The sequence below is a fragment of the Rhodococcus sp. IEGM 1381 genome (assembly GCF_030056795.1).
Classification (GTDB): Bacteria; Actinomycetota; Actinomycetes; order Mycobacteriales; family Mycobacteriaceae; genus Rhodococcoides.
The window spans coordinates 1,956,406-1,979,157 of the sequence record NZ_JASHKQ010000001.1 but is presented as its reverse complement, the minus strand read 5'-3'; the positions used below and the strand labels follow the sequence as shown (position 1 = coordinate 1,979,157).

24 protein-coding genes are annotated in these 22,752 nt (G+C 64.6%); 13 read left to right on the top strand and 11 right to left on the bottom strand.

Annotated elements, in window-relative coordinates:
• Positions 1–105 precede the first annotated feature (105 nt).
• On the top strand, positions 106–1,146 hold the full coding sequence (locus QM797_RS09340; protein WP_283275068.1) for a type IV toxin-antitoxin system AbiEi family antitoxin domain-containing protein: 1,041 nt from the start codon (positions 106–108) through the stop codon (positions 1,144–1,146).
• Between the two features lie 15 nt (positions 1,147–1,161).
• On the opposite strand, the gene QM797_RS09335 is transcribed toward QM797_RS09340, so the two are convergent.
• Complete coding sequence (locus tag QM797_RS09335) at positions 1,162–2,778, bottom strand: acyl-CoA dehydrogenase family protein (protein ID WP_283275067.1); 1,617 nt, start codon at positions 2,776–2,778, stop codon at positions 1,162–1,164.
• On the bottom strand, positions 2,765–3,367 hold the full coding sequence (locus QM797_RS09330) for a TetR/AcrR family transcriptional regulator (RefSeq protein ID WP_283275066.1): 603 nt from the start codon (positions 3,365–3,367) through the stop codon (positions 2,765–2,767). The genes QM797_RS09335 and QM797_RS09330 overlap by 14 nt, the downstream gene beginning before the upstream one ends.
• Positions 3,368–3,429: 62 nt before the next feature.
• Between QM797_RS09330 and QM797_RS09325 the strand changes: the two genes are divergently transcribed.
• From QM797_RS09325 to QM797_RS09315, 3 genes are read left to right on the top strand one after another with little or no spacing between them, the layout of a single operon-like run.
• Positions 3,430–4,194: a crotonase/enoyl-CoA hydratase family protein gene (locus QM797_RS09325; RefSeq protein ID WP_283275065.1), complete on the top strand. Its 765-nt coding sequence runs from the start codon at positions 3,430–3,432 to the stop codon at positions 4,192–4,194.
• Complete coding sequence (locus tag QM797_RS09320) at positions 4,191–5,441, top strand: hypothetical protein (protein ID WP_283275064.1); 1,251 nt, start codon at positions 4,191–4,193, stop codon at positions 5,439–5,441. Before QM797_RS09325 ends, QM797_RS09320 begins: the two co-directional genes overlap by 4 nt.
• 16 nt (positions 5,442–5,457) lie before the next feature.
• A complete protein-coding gene (locus tag QM797_RS09315; protein ID WP_283275063.1) occupies positions 5,458–5,703 on the top strand; it encodes a DUF2630 family protein in 246 nt (81 codons plus the stop codon).
• A 37-nt stretch (positions 5,704–5,740) separates the two neighbouring features.
• Here QM797_RS09315 and QM797_RS09310 read toward each other — a convergent pair whose 3' ends face one another.
• A complete protein-coding gene (locus QM797_RS09310) occupies positions 5,741–6,499 on the bottom strand; it encodes an SDR family oxidoreductase (protein WP_283275062.1) in 759 nt (252 codons plus the stop codon).
• Positions 6,500–6,528: 29 nt separating this feature from the next.
• Here QM797_RS09310 and QM797_RS09305 point away from each other — a divergent pair, with 29 nt between their 5' ends.
• Positions 6,529–7,971 carry a dihydrolipoyl dehydrogenase family protein gene (locus QM797_RS09305; RefSeq protein WP_283275061.1) on the top strand — a complete coding sequence of 481 codons (1,443 nt, stop codon included), beginning with the start codon at positions 6,529–6,531 and terminating at the stop codon, positions 7,969–7,971.
• On the opposite strand, the gene QM797_RS09300 is transcribed toward QM797_RS09305, so the two are convergent.
• Positions 7,965–9,371, bottom strand: coding sequence for an APC family permease (locus QM797_RS09300; RefSeq protein ID WP_283275060.1), 1,407 nt, complete (start codon positions 9,369–9,371; stop codon positions 7,965–7,967). The genes QM797_RS09305 and QM797_RS09300 overlap by 7 nt on opposite strands.
• Positions 9,372–9,452: 81 nt before the next feature.
• Between QM797_RS09300 and QM797_RS09295 the strand changes: the two genes are divergently transcribed.
• Both QM797_RS09295 and QM797_RS09290 read left to right on the top strand, forming a co-directional pair.
• Positions 9,453–9,620, top strand: coding sequence for a hypothetical protein (locus QM797_RS09295; protein WP_283275059.1), 168 nt, complete (start codon positions 9,453–9,455; stop codon positions 9,618–9,620).
• Between the two features lie 9 nt (positions 9,621–9,629).
• On the top strand, positions 9,630–10,406 hold the full coding sequence (locus QM797_RS09290) for an IclR family transcriptional regulator (protein WP_283275058.1): 777 nt from the start codon (positions 9,630–9,632) through the stop codon (positions 10,404–10,406).
• On the opposite strand, the gene QM797_RS09285 is transcribed toward QM797_RS09290, so the two are convergent.
• From QM797_RS09285 to QM797_RS09270, 4 genes are all read right to left on the bottom strand, one after another.
• The gene (locus tag QM797_RS09285; RefSeq protein WP_283275057.1) at positions 10,394–11,383 is read right to left on the bottom strand and encodes a 2-hydroxyacid dehydrogenase; all 990 of its coding nucleotides are present in this window, start codon (positions 11,381–11,383) and stop codon (positions 10,394–10,396) included. The two genes, QM797_RS09290 and QM797_RS09285, sit on opposite strands and share 13 nt — an antisense overlap.
• Positions 11,380–12,303, bottom strand: coding sequence for a hydroxymethylglutaryl-CoA lyase-like TIM-barrel protein (locus QM797_RS09280; protein WP_283275056.1), 924 nt, complete (start codon positions 12,301–12,303; stop codon positions 11,380–11,382). Before QM797_RS09280 ends, QM797_RS09285 begins: the two co-directional genes overlap by 4 nt.
• Positions 12,304–13,524, bottom strand: a complete 1,221-nt coding sequence (locus QM797_RS09275; protein WP_283275054.1) for a CaiB/BaiF CoA transferase family protein — start codon at positions 13,522–13,524, stop codon at positions 12,304–12,306. It lies immediately after the preceding gene.
• A 263-nt stretch (positions 13,525–13,787) separates the two neighbouring features.
• Positions 13,788–14,348, bottom strand: a complete 561-nt coding sequence (locus tag QM797_RS09270) for a molybdenum cofactor biosysynthesis protein (protein WP_283275052.1) — start codon at positions 14,346–14,348, stop codon at positions 13,788–13,790.
• Positions 14,349–14,422: 74 nt separating this feature from the next.
• Between QM797_RS09270 and QM797_RS09265 the strand changes: the two genes are divergently transcribed.
• A complete protein-coding gene (locus QM797_RS09265) occupies positions 14,423–15,967 on the top strand; it encodes a carboxylesterase/lipase family protein (RefSeq protein WP_283275051.1) in 1,545 nt (514 codons plus the stop codon).
• Here QM797_RS09265 and QM797_RS09260 read toward each other — a convergent pair.
• Positions 15,960–16,826 (bottom strand): DNA-formamidopyrimidine glycosylase family protein, encoded by an 867-nt coding sequence (locus QM797_RS09260; RefSeq protein ID WP_283275050.1) that lies wholly within the window; start codon positions 16,824–16,826, stop codon positions 15,960–15,962. The genes QM797_RS09265 and QM797_RS09260 overlap by 8 nt on opposite strands.
• Before the next feature lie 29 nt (positions 16,827–16,855).
• On the opposite strand from QM797_RS09260, the gene QM797_RS09255 reads away from it, so the two are divergent.
• Genes QM797_RS09255 through QM797_RS09245 form a run of 3 tightly spaced genes read left to right on the top strand, consistent with a single transcriptional unit; the run spans position 16,856 to position 18,543 of the window.
• Positions 16,856–17,656 (top strand): thymidylate synthase, encoded by an 801-nt coding sequence (locus QM797_RS09255; protein ID WP_283275333.1) that lies wholly within the window; start codon positions 16,856–16,858, stop codon positions 17,654–17,656.
• The gene (locus tag QM797_RS09250) at positions 17,653–18,162 is read left to right on the top strand and encodes a dihydrofolate reductase (protein WP_283275049.1); all 510 of its coding nucleotides are present in this window, start codon (positions 17,653–17,655) and stop codon (positions 18,160–18,162) included. Before QM797_RS09255 ends, QM797_RS09250 begins: the two co-directional genes overlap by 4 nt.
• A gap of 54 nt (positions 18,163–18,216) precedes the next feature.
• Complete coding sequence (locus tag QM797_RS09245; protein ID WP_032395790.1) at positions 18,217–18,543, top strand: cupin domain-containing protein; 327 nt, start codon at positions 18,217–18,219, stop codon at positions 18,541–18,543.
• Here QM797_RS09245 and QM797_RS09240 read toward each other — a convergent pair.
• Positions 18,536–19,396 carry a universal stress protein gene (locus QM797_RS09240; protein ID WP_283275048.1) on the bottom strand — a complete coding sequence of 287 codons (861 nt, stop codon included), beginning with the start codon at positions 19,394–19,396 and terminating at the stop codon, positions 18,536–18,538. The two genes, QM797_RS09245 and QM797_RS09240, sit on opposite strands and share 8 nt — an antisense overlap.
• Before the next feature lie 98 nt (positions 19,397–19,494).
• Positions 19,495–20,400, bottom strand: coding sequence for an acyl-ACP desaturase (locus tag QM797_RS09235; RefSeq protein WP_283275047.1), 906 nt, complete (start codon positions 20,398–20,400; stop codon positions 19,495–19,497).
• A gap of 360 nt (positions 20,401–20,760) precedes the next feature.
• On the opposite strand from QM797_RS09235, the gene QM797_RS09230 reads away from it, so the two are divergent.
• Together QM797_RS09230 and QM797_RS09225 are read left to right on the top strand one after the other, a co-directional pair.
• On the top strand, positions 20,761–21,960 hold the full coding sequence (locus QM797_RS09230; RefSeq protein ID WP_230592574.1) for a PucR family transcriptional regulator: 1,200 nt from the start codon (positions 20,761–20,763) through the stop codon (positions 21,958–21,960).
• A gap of 87 nt (positions 21,961–22,047) precedes the next feature.
• Entirely contained in the window at positions 22,048–22,749 is a 702-nt protein-coding gene (locus QM797_RS09225) for an ABC transporter ATP-binding protein (RefSeq protein ID WP_057479335.1), read from the top strand.
• The last annotated feature ends 3 nt before the right edge of the window (positions 22,750–22,752 follow it).

The window sequence follows — 22,752 nt, the reverse complement described above, 5'->3', positions numbered from 1 at the left end:
CCCTTCGTCGTAATCGACACCCCACCCGCGGGGCGCAGATTGCTGCGGAGGGCGTGAATCTTCTGCACATGGATCCGCACAGGCTCCCGCTGCGTCCAATCGGGCATGGACTTCGATCGACCTGGGCTGTTCAGTCGCGCCGACGCACACCGGGCGGGCTTCACCGACAACGATCTACGGCGCGCGCGAACACAAGGGTCGATCGTTGCAATTCGCCCAGGGTGGTACCTGCGAGACCACGTGCTCCGCACGCTCGACGGCCCGCAGCAACACGCGATTCTCGCCCAGGCCACCTATCTCGATTCCGTCGACGGCGCGGTCCTCAGTCATGTGTCGGCGGCAGTCATCCATGGCTTCGACGTCTGGAACGTCCCGCTCGACCGGGTACACATGACAATCGGAGCGGGATATCCGAGTAAGCGCACCCGTAGGCGTGAGCTGCACGGAACCACGCTCGAAGACAACGAGTGGGTCCACCTCACATCGGGCGCTCGGCAGACCTTTCAACCGGGCTCACTGCCGGTCACCAACCCCGCACGGACGATTGTCGATATCGCGCGATCCGTTCCGCTCGAGCAAGCCGTCTGCACAGGCGACTACGCCCTGAGACACGCTCGCGTCACGCACGTGGAGCTGGCACAGTCGATCATGTCGGCCAAGCACCGCACCGGCATCGGACGTGCTCGACGTGCGGTCGAGATGATGTCGGACCGAAGCGACAGTGTCGGAGAAACACGTGCGCGCTTGATCTTCGAAGCAGTCACGCCTGTGCTGTGCAATCAGTCCGTGTACGACGACAACGGGGACTTCCTCGCTCGGGTGGACCACGTGTTTCCTGATCTCGGCGAAGTGATCGGTGAGTTCGACGGAGTGTACAAGTACGGTGCCGAACCGCGCCGCGCCGTTCTGGCCGAGAAGGAGCGCCACAACCGCCTGCTCGAGCAGGGGCGGACAGTGTTCCGCTACGGCTGGGGCGATCTCGCGAACCCCAGCGTGTTGATTGAACGGTTGTCGGCCGCGCACCGTCGCGCGTTGCGGCAAGGCCCGCCTAGTGGTTGGTTCACCGAGCTGCCGCTACCCAAATCCACGCCGCTACCGGTAATCGACGCACCGTTCAGAGGGAGTGGATTACCACGAGGGGCGTAAATCCCCGAACGGCCATCACACCCGAGCCAACACCGCCGCCGTATCGACTCCCGTCGGCAGGGTGCCGAAGGCGATGCCCCAGTCGCGGTCGAGTCGAGTGGCACAGAAGGCATCGGCCACAGCGGGATTCCCGTGCATCACCAGCTGCGCACCCTGGAAGGTCAGAGCCATCAGCTCGACGACTCGCCTGGCCCGGTACTCCATGTCGGAGGTATCGGAGAGCTCCTTGCCGACGCGGGCGATGGCGTCGTCCAGTCGAGAATCCACGCCCGACGCCTGGCCGATCTCACCGAAGAAGGCCTCGACGCTGTCCGGCTGCCGTGCCAACGCACGCAGGGAATCGAGTGCGGCAACGTTGCCGGAGCCTTCCCAGATCGACATCAACGGCGATTCGCGGAACAACCGAGGCATACCCGATTCCTCGACATAGCCGTTGCCGCCGAGACATTCGAGGGCTTCGGCGGCATGTGCCGGTGCCCGCTTGCACACCCAGTACTTGGTGATGGCCAACGCGATTCGGCGCAGCGCACTTTCTTGCTCGTCGCCGCGGGCCGATCCGTCGGTAGCCTGCGCCAAGCGAATCATCGCGGCGGTCGCGGCCTCGGATTCGATGGTCAAGTCTGCCAGCACGTTTCGCATCAGTGGCTGATCGATCAGCTGCGCGCCGAACGCTGCTCGATGACGGGCATGATGAACCGCGCGGACGGTGGCGTTGCGAATTCCCGCCGCAGATCCGATGACGCAGTCCAACCTGGTCATGTTGACCATCTCGATGATGGTGCGCACGCCGCGTCCCTCCTCGCCGACGAGCCAACCGGTCGCCCCGTGATACTCGAGCTCGCCGGATGCATTCGACTTGTTGCCCAGCTTGTCCTTCAAGCGCTGCAGCATCATTCGGTTACGGGTGCCGTCGGGCAGGACGCGCGGCAGCATGAAACACGACAGCCCGCCCGGTGCCTGCGCCAAGGTGAGAAACATGTCCGACATCGGCGCAGAGGTGAACCACTTGTGGCCGACGATCGAATACGTCCCGTCCGACGACGGGGTGGCGGTGGTGGTGTTGGCGCGGACGTCGGATCCGCCCTGCTTCTCCGTCATCGACATACCGGCGATCAGTCCACGTTTCTCGGACGGCACACGCAGACCGAAGTCGTATTCCCGCGAGGCCAACAGCGGCTCGTATTGTGCTGCCAGAGAGGGGTTGTGCCGCAACGCCGGTACGACGGCGTAGGTCATCGAGATGGGACACATATGACCCGCCTCGGTTTGTCCCCAGACGTAGAACTTCGCGGCGCGGGCAACATGTGCACCCACACGATCGTCGGTCCAGGGGCTGGCATGCAGTCCGTGCTCGACGGCGACGGTCATCAAATCGTGCCAGTGCGGGTGGAATTCGACCTCGTCGATGCGATGACCGTAGCGATCGTGAGTCTTCAACACCGGTGGGTTCTCGTTGGCGAGCCGCCCCCAGTCCTGGGCCTCAGCTCCGCCGGCGAGGGCTCCCAGCTGCCGAACCTCGTCGAGCGCCCAGCCGCCACCGGCCCGCGCCAGGCCGTCGAGCAACGACGTGTCTGCGGATGTGTCGTACGGACTCAGGTCGACTGCCTGATTGAATACCTCATGCGTGTCCATCTCGAACTCCTAACGCGCGCAACGACAAAGCGACCAGACCCGGGACCGGATCCTTGGATTCGTGTGAAGACAACGGACCGACCAGCACTTCACCGACGGCACCGACCAGACCTGCTGCCGAGATCGCCGCGTCCTGCTCGGGGATCTCTCCGGCGGCGATGCCTGCCGCGATCGCGTCGGCGAATGCCTCGGTGAATTTCCGCCGGAAAACCAACCGCTCGGCGTCGACGGCCGGATCCACCGGTTCGGCGAGCAGCGCGTACGCCATCGTTCGGTTCTTCAGGGCTCGTCCGGCGAAGGTCTCCACCACTGCCGTCACCCGCTCGGCCGTGCTTCCGTACCCGGCAACGGCGACCACGGCGGCGACCTCGCGGCCGCAGACCTCGCGGAAGATGGCGACCACCAGGTCCGCCTTGCCTTCGAAGTGGGTATAGACGCTGCCTGCGGATACTCCCGCGGCCGCGGCGACCGACGCGATCGACAGCCCTGCGTAGCCGTGCGTCGAGAGCACCTCGATGGCCGCTGCGAACAGCTTCTCGCGGCCGGCGTCGAGCCTGGCTTGCACCGCGGGGGTTCGGCGATAGGGCATGCCAAGGATTGAAGCACTGATTCGCTGCTTCACGCAAGAGAACTCGAGTAGGGTTCACAGACATGCCGGTACGGATCGAACGATCAGGCCCCGTCACCACAATTGTTCTGTCGCGCCCGGAGGTGCGGAACGCCGTCGACGGCCCCACCGCCCAAGAGCTGACTCAGGCTTTCGAGGAGTTCGATGCCGACGAGGCCGCATCGGTGGCGGTGCTGTGGGGCGAGGGTGGCACGTTCTGCTCGGGAGCCGACCTCGAGGCGCTCGGCACAACCCGCTCGAACCACGCGACCGAACACGGTGACGGCCCGATGGGTCCGACGCGAATGCGGTTGTCCAAGCCGGTCATCGCGGCGGTCTCCGGGTACGCCGTCGCAGGCGGACTCGAACTGGCACTGTGGTGCGACCTACGCATCGCCGAGGACGACGCCACATTCGGCGTGTTCTGCCGCCGGTGGGGTGTTCCGTTGATCGACGGCGGCACAGTGCGATTGCCGCGCGTCATCGGTACCGGTCGGGCGATGGACATGATCCTCACCGGTCGCGCCGTCGATGCACAGGAAGCTCTGAACATCGGGCTGATCAGCCGAGTCGTTCCGGTGGGGCGGGCCCGCTCGGAAGCCGAGGCCTTGGCCGCCGAACTCGCTCTGCTGCCCCAGACCTGCATGCGCGAGGATCGGCTGTCCGTCCTCGAACAGGACGGCATGGACGAAGAGTCCGCGCTGAGAAACGAGTTTCGGCACGGTGCCATCTCGATCACCGCCGACGCGCTCTCCGGCGCGAGCAGGTTCGTCTCGGGCGCGGGACGCCACGGCACCCCGAGTCCGTGATCTCCACGCGCCTGTCGGTGATCGACGAGATCTTCCTCCGCACCCATCGTGGATATGGCATACCCATTGCACTGCAGGGTATCTGGCGTACGACCGAGACGGTGGACAAGCAAGAACTCGCCCGGGTACACCGCGAATTGGCCGTCGGGCAACTCGGCCGCCGAGTCGGCAAGCCCCGCATACCCGGTGCCCGACTCCGCTGGGACATCTCACCGCAGTCGCTTCCGCTCGTGTACGGCACCGAGCCGGTCGACGACATCATCGGATGGGCCGATTCGCAGGCCGACGTTCCACTCGACCCGCAGTACGGCCCCGGTTGGCGATTGACGGCCACTCCCCTCGCACCCGGTGGCACCGTGGTGTCGTTGGTGTGCTCGCACGCACTGGCAGACGCGCGAGGTCTCATAGATGCTGCCGCACAGGCATTCTCCGGCGGCACAACACCCGCGCCCGTCCCGCGCCCTGGCTCGGATGCCAGGGACTCGATCACGATGATCCTGACCGTCCTCGTTCGATCCATCGCAGCGACGGCAAAGTTGTGGGTCAGCAAGAAGGCCCGCGCCGAACTACGTGCGTTCACCGCCGCCGACACCGGTGGCGTCGCCCCGCACCGGGCTCGGCAGATGTACGCGGTCATCGTCGACGTCGATGCCGAGGAATGGGATTCGGCGGCAAAGAGTGTCGGCGGTTCGGCCAATTCCTTGTTCGTCTCCGTCGTGGCTGCCGCGATGAGAGAACTCGGCTCACCCGCCATGACCGTCGACATCCCCTTCCGCACCGGATCCGGTGATGCAAACTCGATCGGCATGGCCACCGTCGCCGTCCGTGGAGACGACTCGCCCGCGGACATCCGGATCGCCTGCAAGGCCGCATTCGGAGCTCCCGTCGGAGCGCCGGCCGGCTATCCACCGGAGATCGTCCAGCTGCTCCCCCACCGCATCGCCGCGAAACTGACGTCGACACCGGGACGCGGAGAAGTGTTGTGCTCCAACATCGGCGATATCCCGAGAGCCGTTACCACCCTCGGTCCCCACCGATCGTGTGGGCTGGCCACTCGGGCGATCCACCCGAATACGTCGGACGCAGTGTCCACCATCAGAATGTCGACCTACATCTCTCGAATGAACGGCAACTACACGCTCTCGCTCGTGTGCACCGACGACGCCCTGGTCGGTTCGTCGGCCGAGCTCACCTCAGCGGTACAACGAGCTCTCGCGACGCGAAACCTGGCCGGTAAACCCTGGTAGGTCTACCGTGGTCGCCATGAACGAGCACGATATCCACACCAAGATCCAGCAGCTCATCGCCACCGAGCACAAGCTCCGCAGCGAGACCCAGGCCGGCGACATCGACACGGATACCGAGAAGGCCGAATTGGCCTCCCTCGAGCACGCCCTCGATCAGTGCTGGGACCTGCTGCGCCAGCGCCGCGCACGCATCGACGCAGGCAAGAACCCCGATACCGCAACCGCCAACAGCGTTGGCCAAGTCGAGGGGTACTTGCAATAAATCTGGTCGTTCCTGCAGGCTCCACTCCCGCCAGTAGTCAGACCATTCGATCCGTCAGCACGTTCGGCAGAAACCGCAGCGCCGCGTCGATGCCTCGCCACTTGAGGCCGGGCAGCGCGGCGCGGCGGGTTTCGCTCTCGATCGCGTCGACCATCGCGGTCACACCCTGGTCCAGAGTGGCTGTGAGAGCGGCACTGTCGCCTGCCTTGGCGGACATGTCGGTGGCGATGAAGCCCGGCAGCAGGGTGGTGACGGCGATGTCGGTTCGGGCCAGTTCGGTCGCCAGCGATTCGCCCAGCGAGGCCACTGCAGCCTTGCTCGCCGAGTAGGCCGCCTTGGCTCCCGGCAGTCCGCGGTCGGCACTGATGGACGAGACGAACACCAGGTGCCCACGTTTCTGCTCGCGGAAGATCGACAGCGCGGCCTCGGCCTGCGACAGGGCCCCGACGAAGTTGGTGCGTGCGGTCTGCAGATTGGCCTCGGCCCGCCCTGTGCCGATCTTCGCGCCCTTGCCGAGCCCAGCATTGACGATGACTCGATCGAGGCCACCCAGTTCGTCTCGCAACGTGCTGAACACCTCGCCCACCGCGTCGTGATCGGTGACGTCGAGGGCACGGACCGAGACGGTGATGTTCGGGTTCTGGTGCATCAACTCGACGCGAAGTTCGTCGAGTCGCTCCACCCGTCTGGCACACAGTGCCAGATCGCGGCCCATGGCGGCGAACCGTCGGGCCATTTCCTCACCGAGCCCCGAGCTCGCTCCGGTGATCAGAATCTTGTTCCGAGTGGTCGCCATAAACGGCGAGCCTATGTCACTGTGGACCGATGGCCCCAGAGAGCTCGAAATTCGATGTCATCGTCATCGGCGGTGGCCCGGTCGGCGAGAACGCCGCACAGTACGCAATACAGGGCAGCGATCGCACCGCCGTGATCGTCGAACATGAACTACTCGGCGGTGAATGCTCCTACTGGGCCTGCATGCCCAGCAAGGCTCTGCTGCGTCCGAGCGAGGTTCTCGACATCGCGCGAAACATGCCGGGAGTCAAAGAGTTGGTCGGTGATCAGCCCCTCGATGCCGACGCCGTTCTGGCACGACGCGAGTCCTACACCCACAGCCTGGACGATTCCTCGCAGGTGACGTGGGCCGAGTCGGCCGGCATCTCGGTGATCCGTGGCCACGGGCGACTCACCGGGGCCAAGACCGTCGAGGTCGACGGCCGCACACTCACTGCCCGCCACGCTGTTGTCCTCGCCACCGGAACCACCGCATCGGTACCGAACACCCCCGGCCTGCGCGACGCCCAGCCGTGGATCTCCCGCGATGCCACCAACATTCACGAGACGCCCGGGCACATCGCGGTGATCGGCGGTGGCGTCGTCGCGACGGAGGCGGCCACCTGGTTGCTCTCTCTCGGAGCGAAGGTGACGATGATCGTGCGCGGATCGTCGCTGCTGGCCGGTTCCGAACCGTTCGCCGGTGAACTGGTCGCCGACGCACTGAAACAGCGCGGCGCAACGATCATGCTCGACGCCTCCCTCGAGTCCGTGTCACGAGAGAACCCTGCCGCCACCGGCATCGGTCGAATTCACGGCGGCCCGGTCTCTCTCGTCGTCGACGGTGGCGAGATCACGGTCGACGAAGTGCTCGTCGCTGCGGGACGTACTCCGGCCAGCTCGGACCTCGGCTTGTCGAGCCTCGGCCTCGACGAGGGCCACTACATCGACGTCGACGATCACCTGTCGGTTCCGGGTCACGACTGGCTGTACGCAGTGGGTGACGTCAACGGCCGTGCGCCGCTGACGCACATGGGGAAGTATCAGGGCCGGGTGGCCGGCGACGTCATTGCCGCCAGGGCCGAAGGAAAGCCGCTAAACCAGAAGCGATTCCGCGCCACGGCAGACCACGGTCAGATCCCCCAGGTGGTGTTCACGCCGGTCGAGGTGGCGTCCGTCGGACTGACCGAGGCACAGGCCCGAGAAGAAGGCATCGACGTCGAGATCGTCGCGCAGGACATCGCCGTCGCGGGTTCGTCTCTGCAGCAGGACGATTACTCGGGCCGGGCGCAGCTGGTGATCGACCGCGCCACCGACACGATAGTGGGCGCAACGTTCGTCGGGCCGGGCGTGGCCGAGCTAGTTCATGCCGCCACTGTCGCGGTGGTCGGTAAGGTTTCGCTCGACGATCTATGGCATGCGGTGCCGTCGTATCCGACGGTCAGCGAGATCTGGCTCCGGCTCCTCGAGGTTCGTCGAACAGCCGATCACTGACGCATGTAGGCGGCGGCGATGCCCTCGTAAGTCTTCGGGTCGGCACGCTTTATACGCAGGGCCACCAGGACCCCGAGGATCGCGGCGAGGATCAGCACCACGGGAATCGCGTTGACGATCGCAGAATCGGAGCCGGTCAGGATGCTGTAATGCGTTCCGGCGAGTACCAATCCGGTCATGAACCCGGCGAAGCCGATGCCGGGGGCAATTCCGGTGCGCCACAGTGAGCGATCCGGATGGCCGATGAAGAACACCACCACCGACAGCGCCGCAGCGGCTTGAAGGGCGATCACCCCGAGGGTGCCGAGGCCGATGGCACCGGCGGCGTAGATCAGGTACGGGTCGGCACCGGTCACCGCGAACGCGACCAGCGAGAGTGCGGCAACGACCGAGGCGGTGACGCTGCCGATGTGCGGGCTCGAGTGACGCGGGTGAATTCGGCCCAGCCGCACCGGAAGTACGCGCTCTCGCCCCAGAGCGAACAGATATCGACTGGCCGCGTTGTGCACGGCGAGATACGACGCGAGCACACTGGTGCACAGCAGCACCGCGGTACCGTCGTACAGCACTGTTCCTCCGTACTGCCGCGCCAGCGTGAACAGAAGATTGCCCAGTTCGGTCTGGGCCAGCACCGGTGCGTCGACTCCCCCCGCGGCCCCGACGATGATCCAACTCGTCAGCACGTAGAAGACCGCGATGAGCGTCACCGCGATGAATGTCGCGCGCGGGATGCTGCGCCTGGGATCCTTGGTTTCCTCGCCGTACAGTGCTGCAGACTCGAAACCGATGAAACTCGAAAAGGCGAACATCATCGCTATCCCCAGCGATCCGGAGAACACCTGCGTCGGGGTGAACGACTCCAATGGCACCGCCGCGGTTCCCTTGTCACCCACCACCAAGACGTTGAACACCGTCAGAAAAGCAAACTCGAGCACCATCAGCGTTCCCAACACCTTGGCCGAGAGGTCGGCATTTCGGAAGCCGAGGAAAGCGACAATCACGACAGCGGCTGCCGTGAAGATGTACCACGGAATGTCGATACCGGAATCGGCGAATACCAGATGCGTGAAATATCCGAATGCGCCCGAAAGCCCGCACGCCAGCGAGGTATACGCGACAACTGCGACATATGCGGCAGCAACGCCGGGCGGCTTCCCCAGCGCCAGACCGATGTAGGTGTAGAACGCACCGGTGCTGTACACCTGCTGGCTGATCGCCGCGAATCCCACCGAGAAGCACAGCAGCACAACAGCACTGATCGCATAGGCAGCCGGCAGACCGGCACCGTTTCCACGTATCAGAGCCAACGGTACGTTGCCGATCATGGCCGCCATCGGCGCCGCGGCGGCGACAACGAGAAAGACAACTCGACCGGTGGTGAGAGTGCGTCGATCGGACATCGTCCGGACGCTACTCGCAGAGGGAGCAGAATGCTGACGTGGAAACGACAGGGCTGACAAGTCTCGCAGCACCCGTCCATCGTGGCCGCCGATTCGACACACCTCGAGCGCGTCCGCAACGGCGCGATCAGTTCGGTGTTGATCCTGATCCCGTTCGGTGTCGCGTTCACCTTGCCCGCACTGTGGTCGCTGATGATCCTGTTCCTGACCAAGCCCATCGATCTCCTGGTGAAGCGGGCGACCGGGTAGATTGGCCTGGTGAGTACCGAGAGCACGTCGAAGCAACAGCCGCTTCTCGTGCTGGGCAAGATCACCGAGATACTCGACGCCTTCTCGTTCGACCGTCCCTCGTTGACTCTCGGTGAGATTCAACAGACCACCGGACTGCCGACATCGACTGTGCAGCGTCTGGTCACCAATCTGGTGCAGCAGGGATTTCTGGACCGGAGCGGCGATCGCATTCGCATCGGGGTGCGTATGGCCTACTGGGCCGCGACGGCGACCAAGGACCTCGACGTACTATCGGTCGTCAACCCGATACTCAAGGACATGCGCGATCTGACGACCGAAACGGCGTGCTTCTTTCGGCCCGAACAGAGTTATCGTGTGTGCGTCGCGATCGCCGAGACGCGGCATGCGTTGCGACGAGACATGTATGTAGGCAAGGTCATCCCGCTCAGCGCGGGATCGGCCAGTCGCGTCCTGCTGGCCTGGGATTCGGAACTGGCCGAGCGTGTTCTCTCCCGCGAGCTCGAATCGATGACCGAGCAGACGGTGACCGAGGCCGAGACGATGCGAGCCCTGTTGGCGCAGACCAGGTCCGACGGCTACGCGATCACTACCGGTGAGCGCGAAACCGGAGCGTCGGGCCTGTCCGCTCCGGTGTTCGACTCGGCGGCGGACATCGTCGGTGCGGTCACGATCAGCGGCCCGACCTTGCGGATGCCGCAATTGCAGTGCGAGGGCTGGGTGGATCTGCTGATTTCGCATGCCGAGCAGATGACGAGAACCCTGGGCGGCCGCTACCCCGCGTGACCCCACGCGTCGGGATTCACCGGATGCGGCGGCATCGAGCCACCGAACATCGCTGCTGCGTTGGTGGCGCACAGCCGTGCCATCTCCGAACGCACCGACACCGTTGCGCTCCCCACGTGTGGGAGCAACACCGTGTTCGGTAGCGACGCCAGCCCCGGCTCGAGGGCTGGCTCACGCTCGTAGACGTCCAAACCCGCTGCGGCAACGGTGCCCTCGCGAAGCGCAGTCACCAATGCAGCCTCGTCGATCACCGGACCCCGCGCAGTGTTGATCACGATCGCCGACGGCTTCATCGCCGCGAGTACTTGCGCGTTCACCAGATGCTGCGTGGAATCCGACAACGGCACATGGAGGGACAGGAAGTCGCTGGTCGTGACGATCTCTTCCCAGGACGCGTGCACGACACGGCCCGCGAACTCCCCGAGCTCGTTCTCGGAGACCTCTCGGTCGCCGGGCGGGCGGGGACAGAACTTGACCGTCATACCGAAGCCGAGTGCTCGGCGAGCGGTGGCGCGGGCAATGCGACCGAAGCCGGCCAACCCCAGCACCCGACCCGAGACATCGCTGCCGAGAAGCAGTTCCGGCTCCCATCCGGTGAACGAGCCAGAGCGGACGAACGCGTCGGCCTCGACGGCGCGGCGCGCAGTGGACAGGATGAGCAGCATCGCGATGTCCGCGGTCGAATCTGTCAACACCCCAGGGGTATTGGCGACCGTGACGCCGCGTTCGGTTGCGGCCGCGATGTCGATGTTGTCGAATCCGACGGCGTAGTTGGAGATCCCGGTGATCGATGCCGAGGCCAGCAGCTCGGCGTCGAACCGGTCGCGCAACTGGGAGACCACAACCGCGTAGTCCCCCGAAGCGCAGGCCTCGACCAACTGCTCGTGATCGACCTCCCGTAGGTCCACTTCCCCGGCGGCGCGCAGGATTTCCATTCCCGGGGCCGGGATCTCGGTGGTGACGAGGATGCGACTCATGCGACCCACTCGAAAGCACGTGCCTCGGACCGTGCACCCTGAACAGCTTTCGATCTCATGGGCTCGCCCAGTTCGGTGAGCAACTCCTCCGACAGAGTCGCCATGGCGGCAAGGGTTTTCGGCTCGAACCAGGCCGGCCGTGTCGCAAAGAGAATGTCCTCCGACGAGGTGTTGCCGCTGGCACCGGGGGCGAAAGGACAACCGCCCAGTCCGCCGAGCGAACCGTCGACCATCGTTGCTCCGGCGGAGATCGCAGCAAGAGTGTTCGCAACGCCCAGGCCCCAGGTGTCGTGACCGTGGAACACCACTCTGCGATCCGGAGTTTCGGCGCGCACCCGCGAGATCAGTGACGACACCTGAACCGGCACGGCCTGTCCTAGGGTGTCGCACACAACGATGTCGGTTGCGCCCGTTGCTCGTTCGTCGTTGGCGATCGCGATTACCCGATCCGGTGGCACCTGCCCCTCGAACGGGCAGGTGAAGGACGTCGCGATGCACAGCTCGATCTCACCGCCCACCGATCGCGTGATGTCGATGGCATCGGGCATGGCCGCCAGCGACACCTCGGTGGTACGACCGATGTTGGCCTGATTGTGCGAGTCCGACGCGGAGAAGCAGTACTGAAAGTTTCGAGCCCCGGCGGCAGCGGCCTTCTCGACGTGACGTGGAGTGGCGACCCACACCCAGCATCGCGCGAGTTCCTCGGCGGTCAGTTCACCGATGACCTCGAGGGTGTTGGCCATCGGCGGCACCTTGTCGCCCCTCGCCATCGACCCGATCTCGAGCGACGGTACACCGAGTTCGATGAGCGCCCTGATGATTTCGAGCTTGCGTTCGGTGGAGAGCATCTTGCCGGTGAGCTGAAGTCCATCGCGCATCGTGACGTCGCGCAGCTCCGCAGCGGGAGTGAATCGGTACATCTACAGGCCCATCTCTTCGTCGGTGCGACCGAGCAGGGTCGACAGTACTTCTCGGGTGTGTTCGCCCAGATCCGGTCCGACCGAACGAATCGGCAGGGACGCATCGCCGATCACCGGAACGACACCGACAAATCCGACGTCGGCCGGCTCGTCGCCTCCGGTGTCGACCTGGAAGTGCTGAATCATGTTGCGGGCGGCGTATTGTTCGTCGGCGACGATATCGGCCGCCGTGTAGATCGGTCCCGACGGCACCCCGGCGGCGTCGAGAATCTTCAAAGCCTGTTCGCGCGAGTGCAATCCGGTCCAGGCCGAGATAGCGGCGTCCAACTCGTCGCGTCGACGCCACCGACCGGCGTTGGATGCCAGTTCTGGATCGGCTCCCAGATCGGGACGGTCGATGGTCTCCATGTAGCGCTGGAAGATGGCGTCGCCGTTGCCGGCGATGATGATCGAATGACCATCGTTGCACGGGTATGCGTTCGACGGTGCGATGCCCTCCATCCGGCCGCCCGTCCGTTCACGCTCGACGCCATAGGCGAGGTAATCCGGGATCAGCGATTCCATCATCGACAGAATCGATTCGTTCAGTGCCACATCGATGGAACGTTGCGCCAGCGTGAGCGGGGTCTGCTGATCCGGTGCCTGCGCCGCCCGCAAAGTCTGTCGCTGAAACAGGGCCATGACACATCCGAAGGCCGCGTACAGACCAGCAATCGAGTCGCCGATCGAGACACCGACTCGCACCGGTGGCCGGTCCGGATCACCGACGAGGTTACGGAAACCGCCGTATGCCTCTGCGACAGCGGCGAATCCGGGTCGTTGCGACATCGGGCCGGTCTGCCCGAAGGCCGAGATACGCGTGATGATCAGTTCGGGGTTGGCTGCGCTGAGCACCTCCGGTGAGATGCCCCATTTCTCCAGAGTGCCGGGCCGGAAGTTCTCGAGCACGATGTCGCATTTGGCGGCGAGCTCGACGACGTCCTTACGCCCCTGCTCGGTGCGCAGGTCCAGCACGATCGACTTCTTGTTCCGGTTGATCGTGCGGTAGAGCATCGACGTGGTGCCCGAGTACAACCGCCAGTTTCGCAGTTCGTCTCCGGTTCCCGGCCGTTCGACCTTGATCACCTCGGCACCGAAATCGGCGAGCATGCGAGCCGCAGTGGGGGCGGCGATGTAGTTGCCGAGTTCGAGAACTCGAACTCCGCTGAGCGGCAGTGCCATCGTGTTCCTTTCGATACTCACAGGAGAAAAGCTCACAGGATCCAGTTCATGGGCACGATCAGCGCGATGGCACAGCGACGACGGTGTTGATCACGATCCACATATCGGACATCGGCAATTCTTCCCGCTGGATTCAATGACCGACGCCATGGCGCGCGGTTCGATGTGATCCGTCACACCAATACTCATATTATGGGCACAGATTTGCTTCGTGAGCAAGCAGGTGGGTCGCCTTCGCCGCCGGAGGTGCAATGACGATGAGGTCAGATCGGCTGGGCACGCATGACCGACAGCGCTGCACGTGCCGCATCCAGCTCGACCGGGGAGCGCACCGCCAACTCCCCGACCCGCAAAGTGCCGTCGGACAGCGGTTCGATACGAAGCCCGCCGCGACCGATAAGCGCCTTGCGCGCACCGTCGGCCACCATGCGGTCCATCCAGGCGCACGGGTGAGCCGGCCGGCCGCCGCGGAACGTGATCCAGCCGTCGCCGGAGTTCAGCTGAAACTCCACCCCTCGCAGCGGGTCCAGTTCGAGCCCGCGAACCACGACGTTGCGCCTGGCCACGGCCGGATCGGGCACCTCGACACCGAGCACGACCCCCACCGCTTCCCAGGCCTCGACGGCCAGGAGGCTCACCGCAGCTTCCGTGTGTGCCTTCACGCCGAAGAAGCGATCACCGCGGATGCCCTTGTGGGCCACGATCTCGACACTGGACGGCAGATCGGTCGGTACCTCGGCCGGGCCGTCCTTGGACCTCCCGAAGTACGCGTGCGTCGGTGCTCGCAGCAGCTGCACGATCTCGGCGCGATATTCGAAAGACATGCATTCGAGTCTGCCCGGTGCCGAACCCCGCCGGTTCTTACCCGAGAGTAAGGACCGATCAGTACACTCGCGACATGGCTGTGACGACACGCGTGACCACCTCCGACGGCATCATCGAGGGCAAGCCCGTCGGTGACCTCACCACCTGGCGAGGCATTCCCTATGCCGCTCCGCCCGTCGGCCCGCTTCGATTTCGAGCGCCGCAACCCACTCAGCCGTGGGAGGGCGTGCGCGACGCCACCGAGTGGGGCAACGCCTCGATCCAGCACAAGCGCGGCACGATGTTGGCGATCGGCAAGTACCAGCCGTCCAGCGAGGACTGCCTGACGCTCAATGTGCTCTCTCCCAGTGCACCGAGCGCGAACCCGCGTCCGGTCATGGTGTTCATCCATGGCGGCGCGTACACCCTGGGCACGTCGGCCACGCCCCTGTACGGCGGCGGCTCGCTGGTGCGCCGCTCGCTGAAGGACGGCGACGGCATCATCTACGTCTCGGTCAACTACCGACTCGGCGCATTGGGCTACCTCGACATGTCCCAGTTCTCCACTCCCGAACGGCCGTTCGACTCCAACCTCGGTTTACGGGATCAAGTTGCGGCCCTGGAATGGGTACAGCGCAATATCGCCGAGTTCGGCGGCGATCCGAACAACGTCACCGTCTTCGGCGAGTCGGCCGGTGGAAACGCCGTCACCACGCTGATGACCGTCCCCTCCGCGAAAGGTCTGTTCGCCCAGGCTATTTCCGAGAGTTCGGCACCCGGCATGACCGCCACCAAGGAGCGCGCCGATCAGTGGGCGCGCGAGTACGTGGGCTATCTCGGCGGCACCGCCGAGAACGCTGCCGAGACCCTGGAGAACGCCGAGGTACTGCGGCTCGGACGGGCCGGCACCAAGCTCGGCCTCACCACATTGCACCGCACTCCGGGCCTGCTCCCGTTCGGCCCGGTGATCGACGGCGACTTTCTGCCGGTAAGCCCGGTCGAGGCCTATGCGAACGGCACCGCACACCGCGTCCCACTCATCATCGGCACCAATGCCCGTGAAGGAACACTGTTTCCGAAGTTCCTCGACGCACTACCCACCAACCCCGAGCGCATCACCAAGCTGTTCTCGCTCACCGACCCCGACGCCGAAGCCGTGGTTACTTCAGGCTACCGGGGCTACCCGAACGAACGCGCCGCCATCGACTTCGGTGGGGATTTCACCTTCTGGAAGCCGTCACTGGAAGTGGCCGAGGGACATTCGCGTTACGCATCGACGTACTTCTACCGGTTCGACTTCGCGCCGCGGTCGATGAAGGTACTGGGCCTCGACGCCACCCACGGGTTCGAGTTGTTCGCCGTGTTCGGCATCAGCGAAACGCTGTTCGGCAAGGCGCTCACGCTCGCCGGCGGGCGAAAGGCCTTTTCCGACGTCACCGAGCACGTGCAGTCGCAGTGGATTGCGTTCGCCACCAACGGAAAGCCGCTGGACACGTGGCCGGAGTACGACGAGACCGACCGCAAGACTTTGATCTTCGACACCCGCACCCGGGTACAGAAGGATCCGCGCAGCGACCGGCGCAAGGCGTGGGAAGGCTACCGCGGCTACGACAGCCAGAAACTCGAACCCGTTACTTGAGCAGACGCGACATGCGGCGGTCGGCGAGAATCTTGCCGGCCGTCTGGCACGTGGCGCAGTACTGAAACGATCGATCGACGTACGCGACTTCGCGTACCGGGTCGCCGCACACCGGGCACGGCAGTCCGGTCCTGGAATGCACCCGCATGCCCGATCGCTTCTCCCCCTTCAGCCGCGCCGCGTCCTGCCCGGCCGAGCGCGCCACCGCGTCGGACAGCACCGAGCGCATCGCCGCGTAGAGCGCCGCGACGGATTCGGGATCGAGCTTGCTCGACGACGCGAACGGCGAGAGCTTCGCGACGTGCAATATCTCATCCGAGTAGGCGTTGCCGATGCCGGCCAACAAGGACTGGTCCACCAATGAGGTCTTCAGTCGCGCAGTGGTGCTTCCGAGAATCTCGGCGAACTCGAGCTCGGTGACCGTCAGCGCATCGGGTCCGAGCCGCGCGATGCTCGCGACCTGCGCAGGATCACGGACCACCCAGACCGCCAACCGCTTTTTGGTACCGGCTTCGGTCAGGTCGATGGCGGGCGTCGCTCCTTCGGGGGTGAAGAAATGGATGCGCAGGGCCAACGGGCCCTTGCCGGGCTTGGGCGGCGCGGCGCTGGGATTGTCCACCCACCGCAGCCACCCGCCGCGCGAGAGGTGCGTGATCAACCACAGGTCACCGGCTCGCAGTGCCAGGTGCTTGCCGAAACGGGCGGCATCGGTGACGTCCTTGCCCTGCAGCTCGGTGAGCGGCGGATCGAACGTCTTGAGAACACTGAGCGCTGCGATGTCGATGCGTCCGATCACGGCACCGACGGCGTGCTCGCGCAGAAAGCCGGCAAGGGCTTCCACCTCGGGTAATTCCGGCATGTGTCCAGTATGCAGCTACCATGACCGTCGTGATGGTTCCGACTCCGTACGAAGATCTGCTGCGCCACATCCAAGGCACCGGGACTGCGAAGTCCGACCGGACTGGCACGGGCACCACCAGCGTGTTCGGGCATCAGATGCGCTTCGATCTGGCAGCGGGTTTCCCGTTGATCACCACCAAGAAGGTCCATCTCAAGTCGATCGTGTACGAGTTGCTGTGGTTCCTGCGGGGCGATTCCAACGCCACGTGGCTACAGGAGCGCGGCGTGAGCATCTGGGACGAGTGGGCAGCTCCGGACGGTGAACTCGGCCCGGTCTACGGAGTTCAGTGGCGATCGTGGCCCACCCCGTCCGGCGAGCACATCGACCAGATCAGCCAGGTCATCGAGACTCTGAAGACGAATCCGGATTCGCGTCGGATGATCGTCTCGGCCTGGAACGTCGGCGAGATCCCGCGGATGGCACTGCCGCCCTGCCATGCGTTCTTCCAGTTCTACGTGGCCGACGGCAAGCTCTCGTGCCAGCTGTACCAGCGCAGCGCGGACATGTTCCTCGGCGTGCCGTTCAACATCGCCAGCTACGCACTGCTCACGCACATGGTGGCGGCGCAGACCGGGCTCGAAGTGGGCGAGTTCGTGTGGACCGGCGGCGATTGCCACATCTACGACAACCACCGCGAGCAGGTTGCCGAGCAGCTCTCCCGTGAGGCATATCCGTACCCCACTCTGAAACTGGCACAACGGGATTCGATCTTCGACTACACCTTCGAGGACATCGAGATAGTGGACTACCGGCATCACCCGGCAATCAAGGCCCCGGTCGCGGTGTGAGTGCCGAGCGATTCGTCGGTCTGATCTGGGCTCAGAGCCGGGCCGGAACCATCGGTGATGAGGGTGGCATCCCCTGGCGGATTCCCGAGGACATGGCGCACTTCAAAGCCACGACGGCCGAACACTCGGTCATCATGGGCCGCAAGACCTGGGATTCACTGCCCGCGAAGTTCCGTCCGTTGCCTGGGCGTCGCAACATCGTGGTCACCCGCAATTCCTCGTGGTCCGAAGACGGTGCCGAGAGCGCATCGAGTGTCGCCGACGCCGTGGCCCGGGTGGGTGACGACCCGGTCTGGATCATCGGCGGCGGCGAAATCTATCGCAGTGCAATGAGTATCGCGACCCACCTCGAAGTCACCGAGGTCGATCTCGACGTCCACGGCGACACCGGCGCTCCTGAAATTCCGGCCGGCTGGACCGCGAAGGCGGGCGAGTGGCAGAGCAGCCGTGTGAACGGAACTCGGTTCCGCTGGGTGGAGTACGGAAAGGCTACCCAACCTTCCTGAGCGCGTTCAGGATTCCCCCGTCGCGACCGCAGGCCGTGCGTCATACTGACGATCATGGACAAGAAGTCACTCACCGCACTTGCCCGCCAACAACTCAAGCTTGCCGTCGGCGCGTCGAGTGGCCGCAGTTCGCAGACGGTGTACGGCGGTCATCGACGCCACTTGAGGCAGACCGTCGTGGCTCTGGCCGCCGGTAACAAGTTGGCCGAACACGACCTGTCCGGCGAATCCACGGTCCTGGTCCTGAGTGGAAAGCTCGAACTGATCAGCGGCGAGCGATCCTGGAAGGGCTCGACCGGCGACTTGCTCGTCATCCCCGACGCCCGCCACAGCGTCGAGGCCCTCGAAGACGTGAGCTTTCTGCTGACCGTCGCTATGTGAGCGCTTTCCTCACTACCAGCACCGGGCAGTCCGCAGTGTTGACGAGTGCGAAACTCGTGGACCCCAGCAGCATTCCACCGAATCCGCCGCGTCCCCGGTTGCCCACCACAACCAATGCCGCGGTTTCGGACAGGCCACTGAGAACTCGTACCGGTCGGTCCTGAGCCACGATGCGCTGCACCTCCACCTCGGGAAACCGCTCCTGCCAGCCGGCGAGACTCTCGGCCAGCAGCGCCTCTTCACCCTCGGCAATGGCGTGCCAATCCTTGGGCGCGCGGCCGAACGATTGCGTCAGATCCACATCTGACCACACGTGTACCGCGATCAACACGGCCGCACGAGCCGACGCTTCGGCGAACGCCCACTCGACGGCAGCCTGGTTGACGTCCGATCCATCGATGCCGACGACGACCGGGCCCTCGGCTACCGGGCGACCGTCGATGTCACGGCCCCGCACCACTGCCACCGGCGAGACGGTGTGCGCCGCCAAAGACAATGTGACAGCGCCGGATTCACTCGCACCGATCACCAGAATCTCGGCCTGCGCCGAGACGCCGATGAGAACGTCCATGACGCCCCCCTCGATGGCACTCGACGTCACCTCGAACGCGGGATCGTCGACGACCAGAGCGGCCAGAGTCTCTGCCGCGACCAACCTGGACTTGGCTGTCGCAACGAATTCCGTTGCTTCTCCAGCAAATTCGCTCAGGTCGACAACTCCCGGCATGTCGACGGCTGTGACGATGTGCAACCGCCGATCGCGTCGGTACGCGCAGAGGGCGGCCCAGATCACTGCCTTGTCCGCCGCGGCGGATCCGTCTATACCGACGATGATCGGTCGAGAGCCTGTCACGATGGGGGCCTCCGGTCGTTGCCCCGAATACGAGGTGTGGAGCGTGAAGAAGAGCAGGAGTTCAGGTTAGCCGATGGACCCCGCCGAGGTAGGTGGTGTCAGCTGGCGCGCAATGCGTTTGCGTACTCCTGGGTTCGCATGGCGCTGCGCTCGGTGGTGGCGGCCTGGGCATCGAGGTGGTCCAGATAGTCCGCCAGTTGATCGCGACTGCGCGCTCCGGCACCGAGATCGGTCCGCTCGAAGATGCGCCACTGGGCCAACATGGGTCGCAGCACCTCGTCGAGGTGGCGGCCGAGGTCGTAGATGCCATCGCGCGCAATGAGCATCGCACTGCGGGCGAAACCCGGCAGGTTGGTACCCGGCAGCTGGAAGTTCATGACGACCTCGGTGATGGCGGTGACCGTAAGGCCTGGTGCCACGGCGAGCGCAGCCGAAACCAGGTCCGCGAAGAATCGGACGTGCAGTTCCTGATCCGCGATGATGCGTCCGAGGAGACGATCCGCTACCGGATCATGGCACTGGTCCGCGGTGTTGCGATGACTGATGCTCGAGACCGACTCGTCCAGGGCCACCTGAACCAGTGACCGGAGCAGGTGTGCGCCGTTCATCGGGGAGTCGAATCCCACCGTCATACATTGCGCTCGAGCTCGTCCGAGGGCGACCGGATCGACGCTACGGGTGGCGACCAGGTAATCGGTGACAGCCGCCGCATGCCGACGACGTTCGTTGCTCCAGTCCGTGAGCCAGGACGGCCAGGCACCGATCTCGGTTGCCACCGCATCCCGCCGGTAGAGCGGAATGTTCTGCTCGACGAGAAGATTGGTCACCAACGCGGCTTTCGCAGTTTCGGTCAGCGTCGAGGGACGCGATCCCCAGTACATCTCGGCGCGGACGAAGTCGGCCGGTTCCCACTGAACGGACTCGGCGCGGTGACGGGCGAGATTCTCCTCGATGGTCGGGCGCAATTCCCGGAGAACAGTGAACTGACCGATATCACTGTGCATGCTCGTCCTTTCGTCGCCCACTCCCAGCGAGATCAAGGTAGATGTGCGCTGCACACGCCGTGAACGGCTTCGCGATTGTTTAGTGCAAGTCGCAGCCGACCACGCCACTCCCTCGAGATAGATCACAACGAGTTTTGCCGAAACCATGGATCACACGTAGTTAACAACCTATGATCGATCCTGTTAGAGGCCAGGAAACAAACTTGAAGTACGAAAACACCGCGGTTTTACGCTCGATTGCATAGATTGAGCCGTGGAAGCGCGTTGATACGCGTGAGTAAGTTTGCAGTCCGAATGACCTGAAGAACCAACACGAAGGGTTGATCTGTGACCGTTCACAACTCGACTAGCCTCGGAATTATGGTCGCGGGTCAGCCTGCGTCGGCTCCTCTTCGCGACTTCCGCGCGGTGGCACGGCTCCTGGTAGGGCATTTCGCAGCCAACACACCCTGCGGGTCGTTGCCGGGTGAGCAGCTCCACGGCGACGTCACCGAATTCACCGTCAAGTGCATCAGCATCGCCGTGCAGATGCTCGACGAACGCCGCGCTCCGGCCGAGTCCGACCTGGCCGAGCTCCGCGCCAAGGCCAGTCAGTGGGCTCGCGAAGGAGTTCCGCTCGAATCCGTGCTCAGCGTCTACCACGAGGGCATCCAGATCGGTTGGAACCTGGTGTCGAAGCGGGCGGGCGAGGGCGACGCAGCACAGCTGATCGAGGCCGCGCGCATGTTCGTGCTGCTGTCGGAGAAGGTATCCATCGCCGCCAGCAAGAGCTACGTCGAAGAACTGCAAGCAGTGGCCAGCGAACACCACACTGCAGCGCACACTCTGGTCACCTCACTTCTCAGCGGCCACAACGCGGTGTCGATGGCACGTCAGTCCGGCATCGAACTCGCCGACAGTTACCTCGTGCTCGCCATCTCGGTGCCGCCGCACCCGGACGAGAACGACCCCAACATCCAAAAGACGGTTGCCGCTCGCAGAAAGCTGCGTCGCGTGCAGGCCGAACTGGCCACGATCTGCGGCCGTACTCCCCTGTCCCTGCTGAGCACCGAGGGTGGCACCGTCCTGATTCCCGGTGTCCACGACGACGAGTGGGTCGAAGCCCTGGTGCATCGTATCGGTACCGCCGCGGAGGTGCCCGTCACCGTCACAGCCGAGCAGGCCGCCACCGCGGACATCCCCACCGCAGCCGATCAGGTCCACGAACTGCTGTCCCTGGCCCATCAACTGCACCGCCCGTCCGGCCTGTACCGCATGGACGACCTCGTGCTGGAGTACCAGCTGACGCGTCCGGGCCCCGGCCGACGCCACCTGACTCAGATCCTCGAGCCGCTCGATTCGTCACCCGAGCTGCTCGAGACCCTCGAGATCCACATCTCGCACGATCTGAACCGGCAGCGGTCTGCTCGCCAGCTCCATCTGCACACCAACACCGTGGACTACCGCCTCAAGCGGATCGCACAGCTCACCGGCTTCGACCCCACGCGTCCGTCCGGAATTCGACACCTGCAGGCGGCACTGGTGGCCCGTCGACTCGAATCCTCACGCGGCGCAGCCTGATCTGACAGTTCCGACCGGTTTCTCGATCCGACGGCAGGTAGCGTCGAAGATACATTCGAGAAGCAAGGGGATTCGTCCGTGGCGAAGTTGATGCTGGAGTTGTCCGGGGTGGTCAAGGAGTACCCCACCGGGGAGCAACCGGTACGGGCGTTGGACGGCATCGATCTCACGATCGAGGGCGGCCAGTTCGTCTCGCTCGTCGCACCATCCGGTGCCGGCAAGTCGACGCTGCTGCACATGCTCGGCGCTCTCGACACCCCCACGTCGGGTTCCATCCGGTTCAACGACGTCGAGGTCACGACCCTCGACGACAACGCACAATCCGATTTCCGACGTCATCAGGTGGGCTTCGTCTTTCAGTTCTTCAATCTGTTGCCGACGATGTCGGCGTGGGAGAACGTCGCTGTCCCCAAGTTGCTGGACGGCACACCCATCAAGAAGGCCAAGGCCGACGCGATGCGACTGCTCGAGATGGTGGGTCTCTCGCAACGATCCGAGCACCGGCCGGCGCAGCTGTCCGGCGGCCAGATCCAACGCATCGCGATCGCCCGAGCATTGATGATGAACCCGGCACTGTTGATCGCCGACGAACCCACCGGCAATCTCGACTCGAAGACCTCCCACAACATCCTCGAAATACTGGCCGACGTGGCACACGCCAGCGAGGGGCGGCGAGCAGTGGTGATGGCAACCCACGATCTCGAGGCGGCGCGCTCCACCGATCGCATCGTCAGCATGATCGACGGCCGCGTCGAGACCGACACACCGACGGCCGGTCTCGATCGGTGATCG

What these genes read in the sequence shown, in the direction of transcription:
- QM797_RS09340 (WP_283275068.1), top strand. Translation starts at nt 106, where the DNA reads ATGGACTTCGATCGACCTGGGCTGTTCAGTCGCGCCGACGCACACCGG.
- QM797_RS09335 (WP_283275067.1), bottom strand. Translation starts at nt 2,778, where the DNA reads ATGGACACGCATGAGGTATTCAATCAGGCAGTCGACCTGAGTCCGTAC.
- QM797_RS09330 (WP_283275066.1), bottom strand. Translation starts at nt 3,367, where the DNA reads ATGCCCTATCGCCGAACCCCCGCGGTGCAAGCCAGGCTCGACGCCGGC.
- QM797_RS09325 (WP_283275065.1), top strand. Translation starts at nt 3,430, where the DNA reads ATGCCGGTACGGATCGAACGATCAGGCCCCGTCACCACAATTGTTCTG.
- QM797_RS09315 (WP_283275063.1), top strand. Translation starts at nt 5,458, where the DNA reads ATGAACGAGCACGATATCCACACCAAGATCCAGCAGCTCATCGCCACC.
- QM797_RS09310 (WP_283275062.1), bottom strand. Translation starts at nt 6,499, where the DNA reads ATGGCGACCACTCGGAACAAGATTCTGATCACCGGAGCGAGCTCGGGG.
- QM797_RS09305 (WP_283275061.1), top strand. Translation starts at nt 6,529, where the DNA reads ATGGCCCCAGAGAGCTCGAAATTCGATGTCATCGTCATCGGCGGTGGC.
- QM797_RS09300 (WP_283275060.1), bottom strand. Translation starts at nt 9,371, where the DNA reads ATGTCCGATCGACGCACTCTCACCACCGGTCGAGTTGTCTTTCTCGTT.
- QM797_RS09285 (WP_283275057.1), bottom strand. Translation starts at nt 11,383, where the DNA reads ATGAGTCGCATCCTCGTCACCACCGAGATCCCGGCCCCGGGAATGGAA.
- QM797_RS09280 (WP_283275056.1), bottom strand. Translation starts at nt 12,303, where the DNA reads ATGTACCGATTCACTCCCGCTGCGGAGCTGCGCGACGTCACGATGCGC.
- QM797_RS09275 (WP_283275054.1), bottom strand. Translation starts at nt 13,524, where the DNA reads ATGGCACTGCCGCTCAGCGGAGTTCGAGTTCTCGAACTCGGCAACTAC.
- QM797_RS09270 (WP_283275052.1), bottom strand. Translation starts at nt 14,348, where the DNA reads ATGTCTTTCGAATATCGCGCCGAGATCGTGCAGCTGCTGCGAGCACCG.
- QM797_RS09265 (WP_283275051.1), top strand. Translation starts at nt 14,423, where the DNA reads ATGGCTGTGACGACACGCGTGACCACCTCCGACGGCATCATCGAGGGC.
- QM797_RS09260 (WP_283275050.1), bottom strand. Translation starts at nt 16,826, where the DNA reads ATGCCGGAATTACCCGAGGTGGAAGCCCTTGCCGGCTTTCTGCGCGAG.
- QM797_RS09245 (WP_032395790.1), top strand. Translation starts at nt 18,217, where the DNA reads ATGGACAAGAAGTCACTCACCGCACTTGCCCGCCAACAACTCAAGCTT.
- QM797_RS09235 (WP_283275047.1), bottom strand. Translation starts at nt 20,400, where the DNA reads ATGCACAGTGATATCGGTCAGTTCACTGTTCTCCGGGAATTGCGCCCG.
- QM797_RS09230 (WP_230592574.1), top strand. Translation starts at nt 20,761, where the DNA reads ATGGTCGCGGGTCAGCCTGCGTCGGCTCCTCTTCGCGACTTCCGCGCG.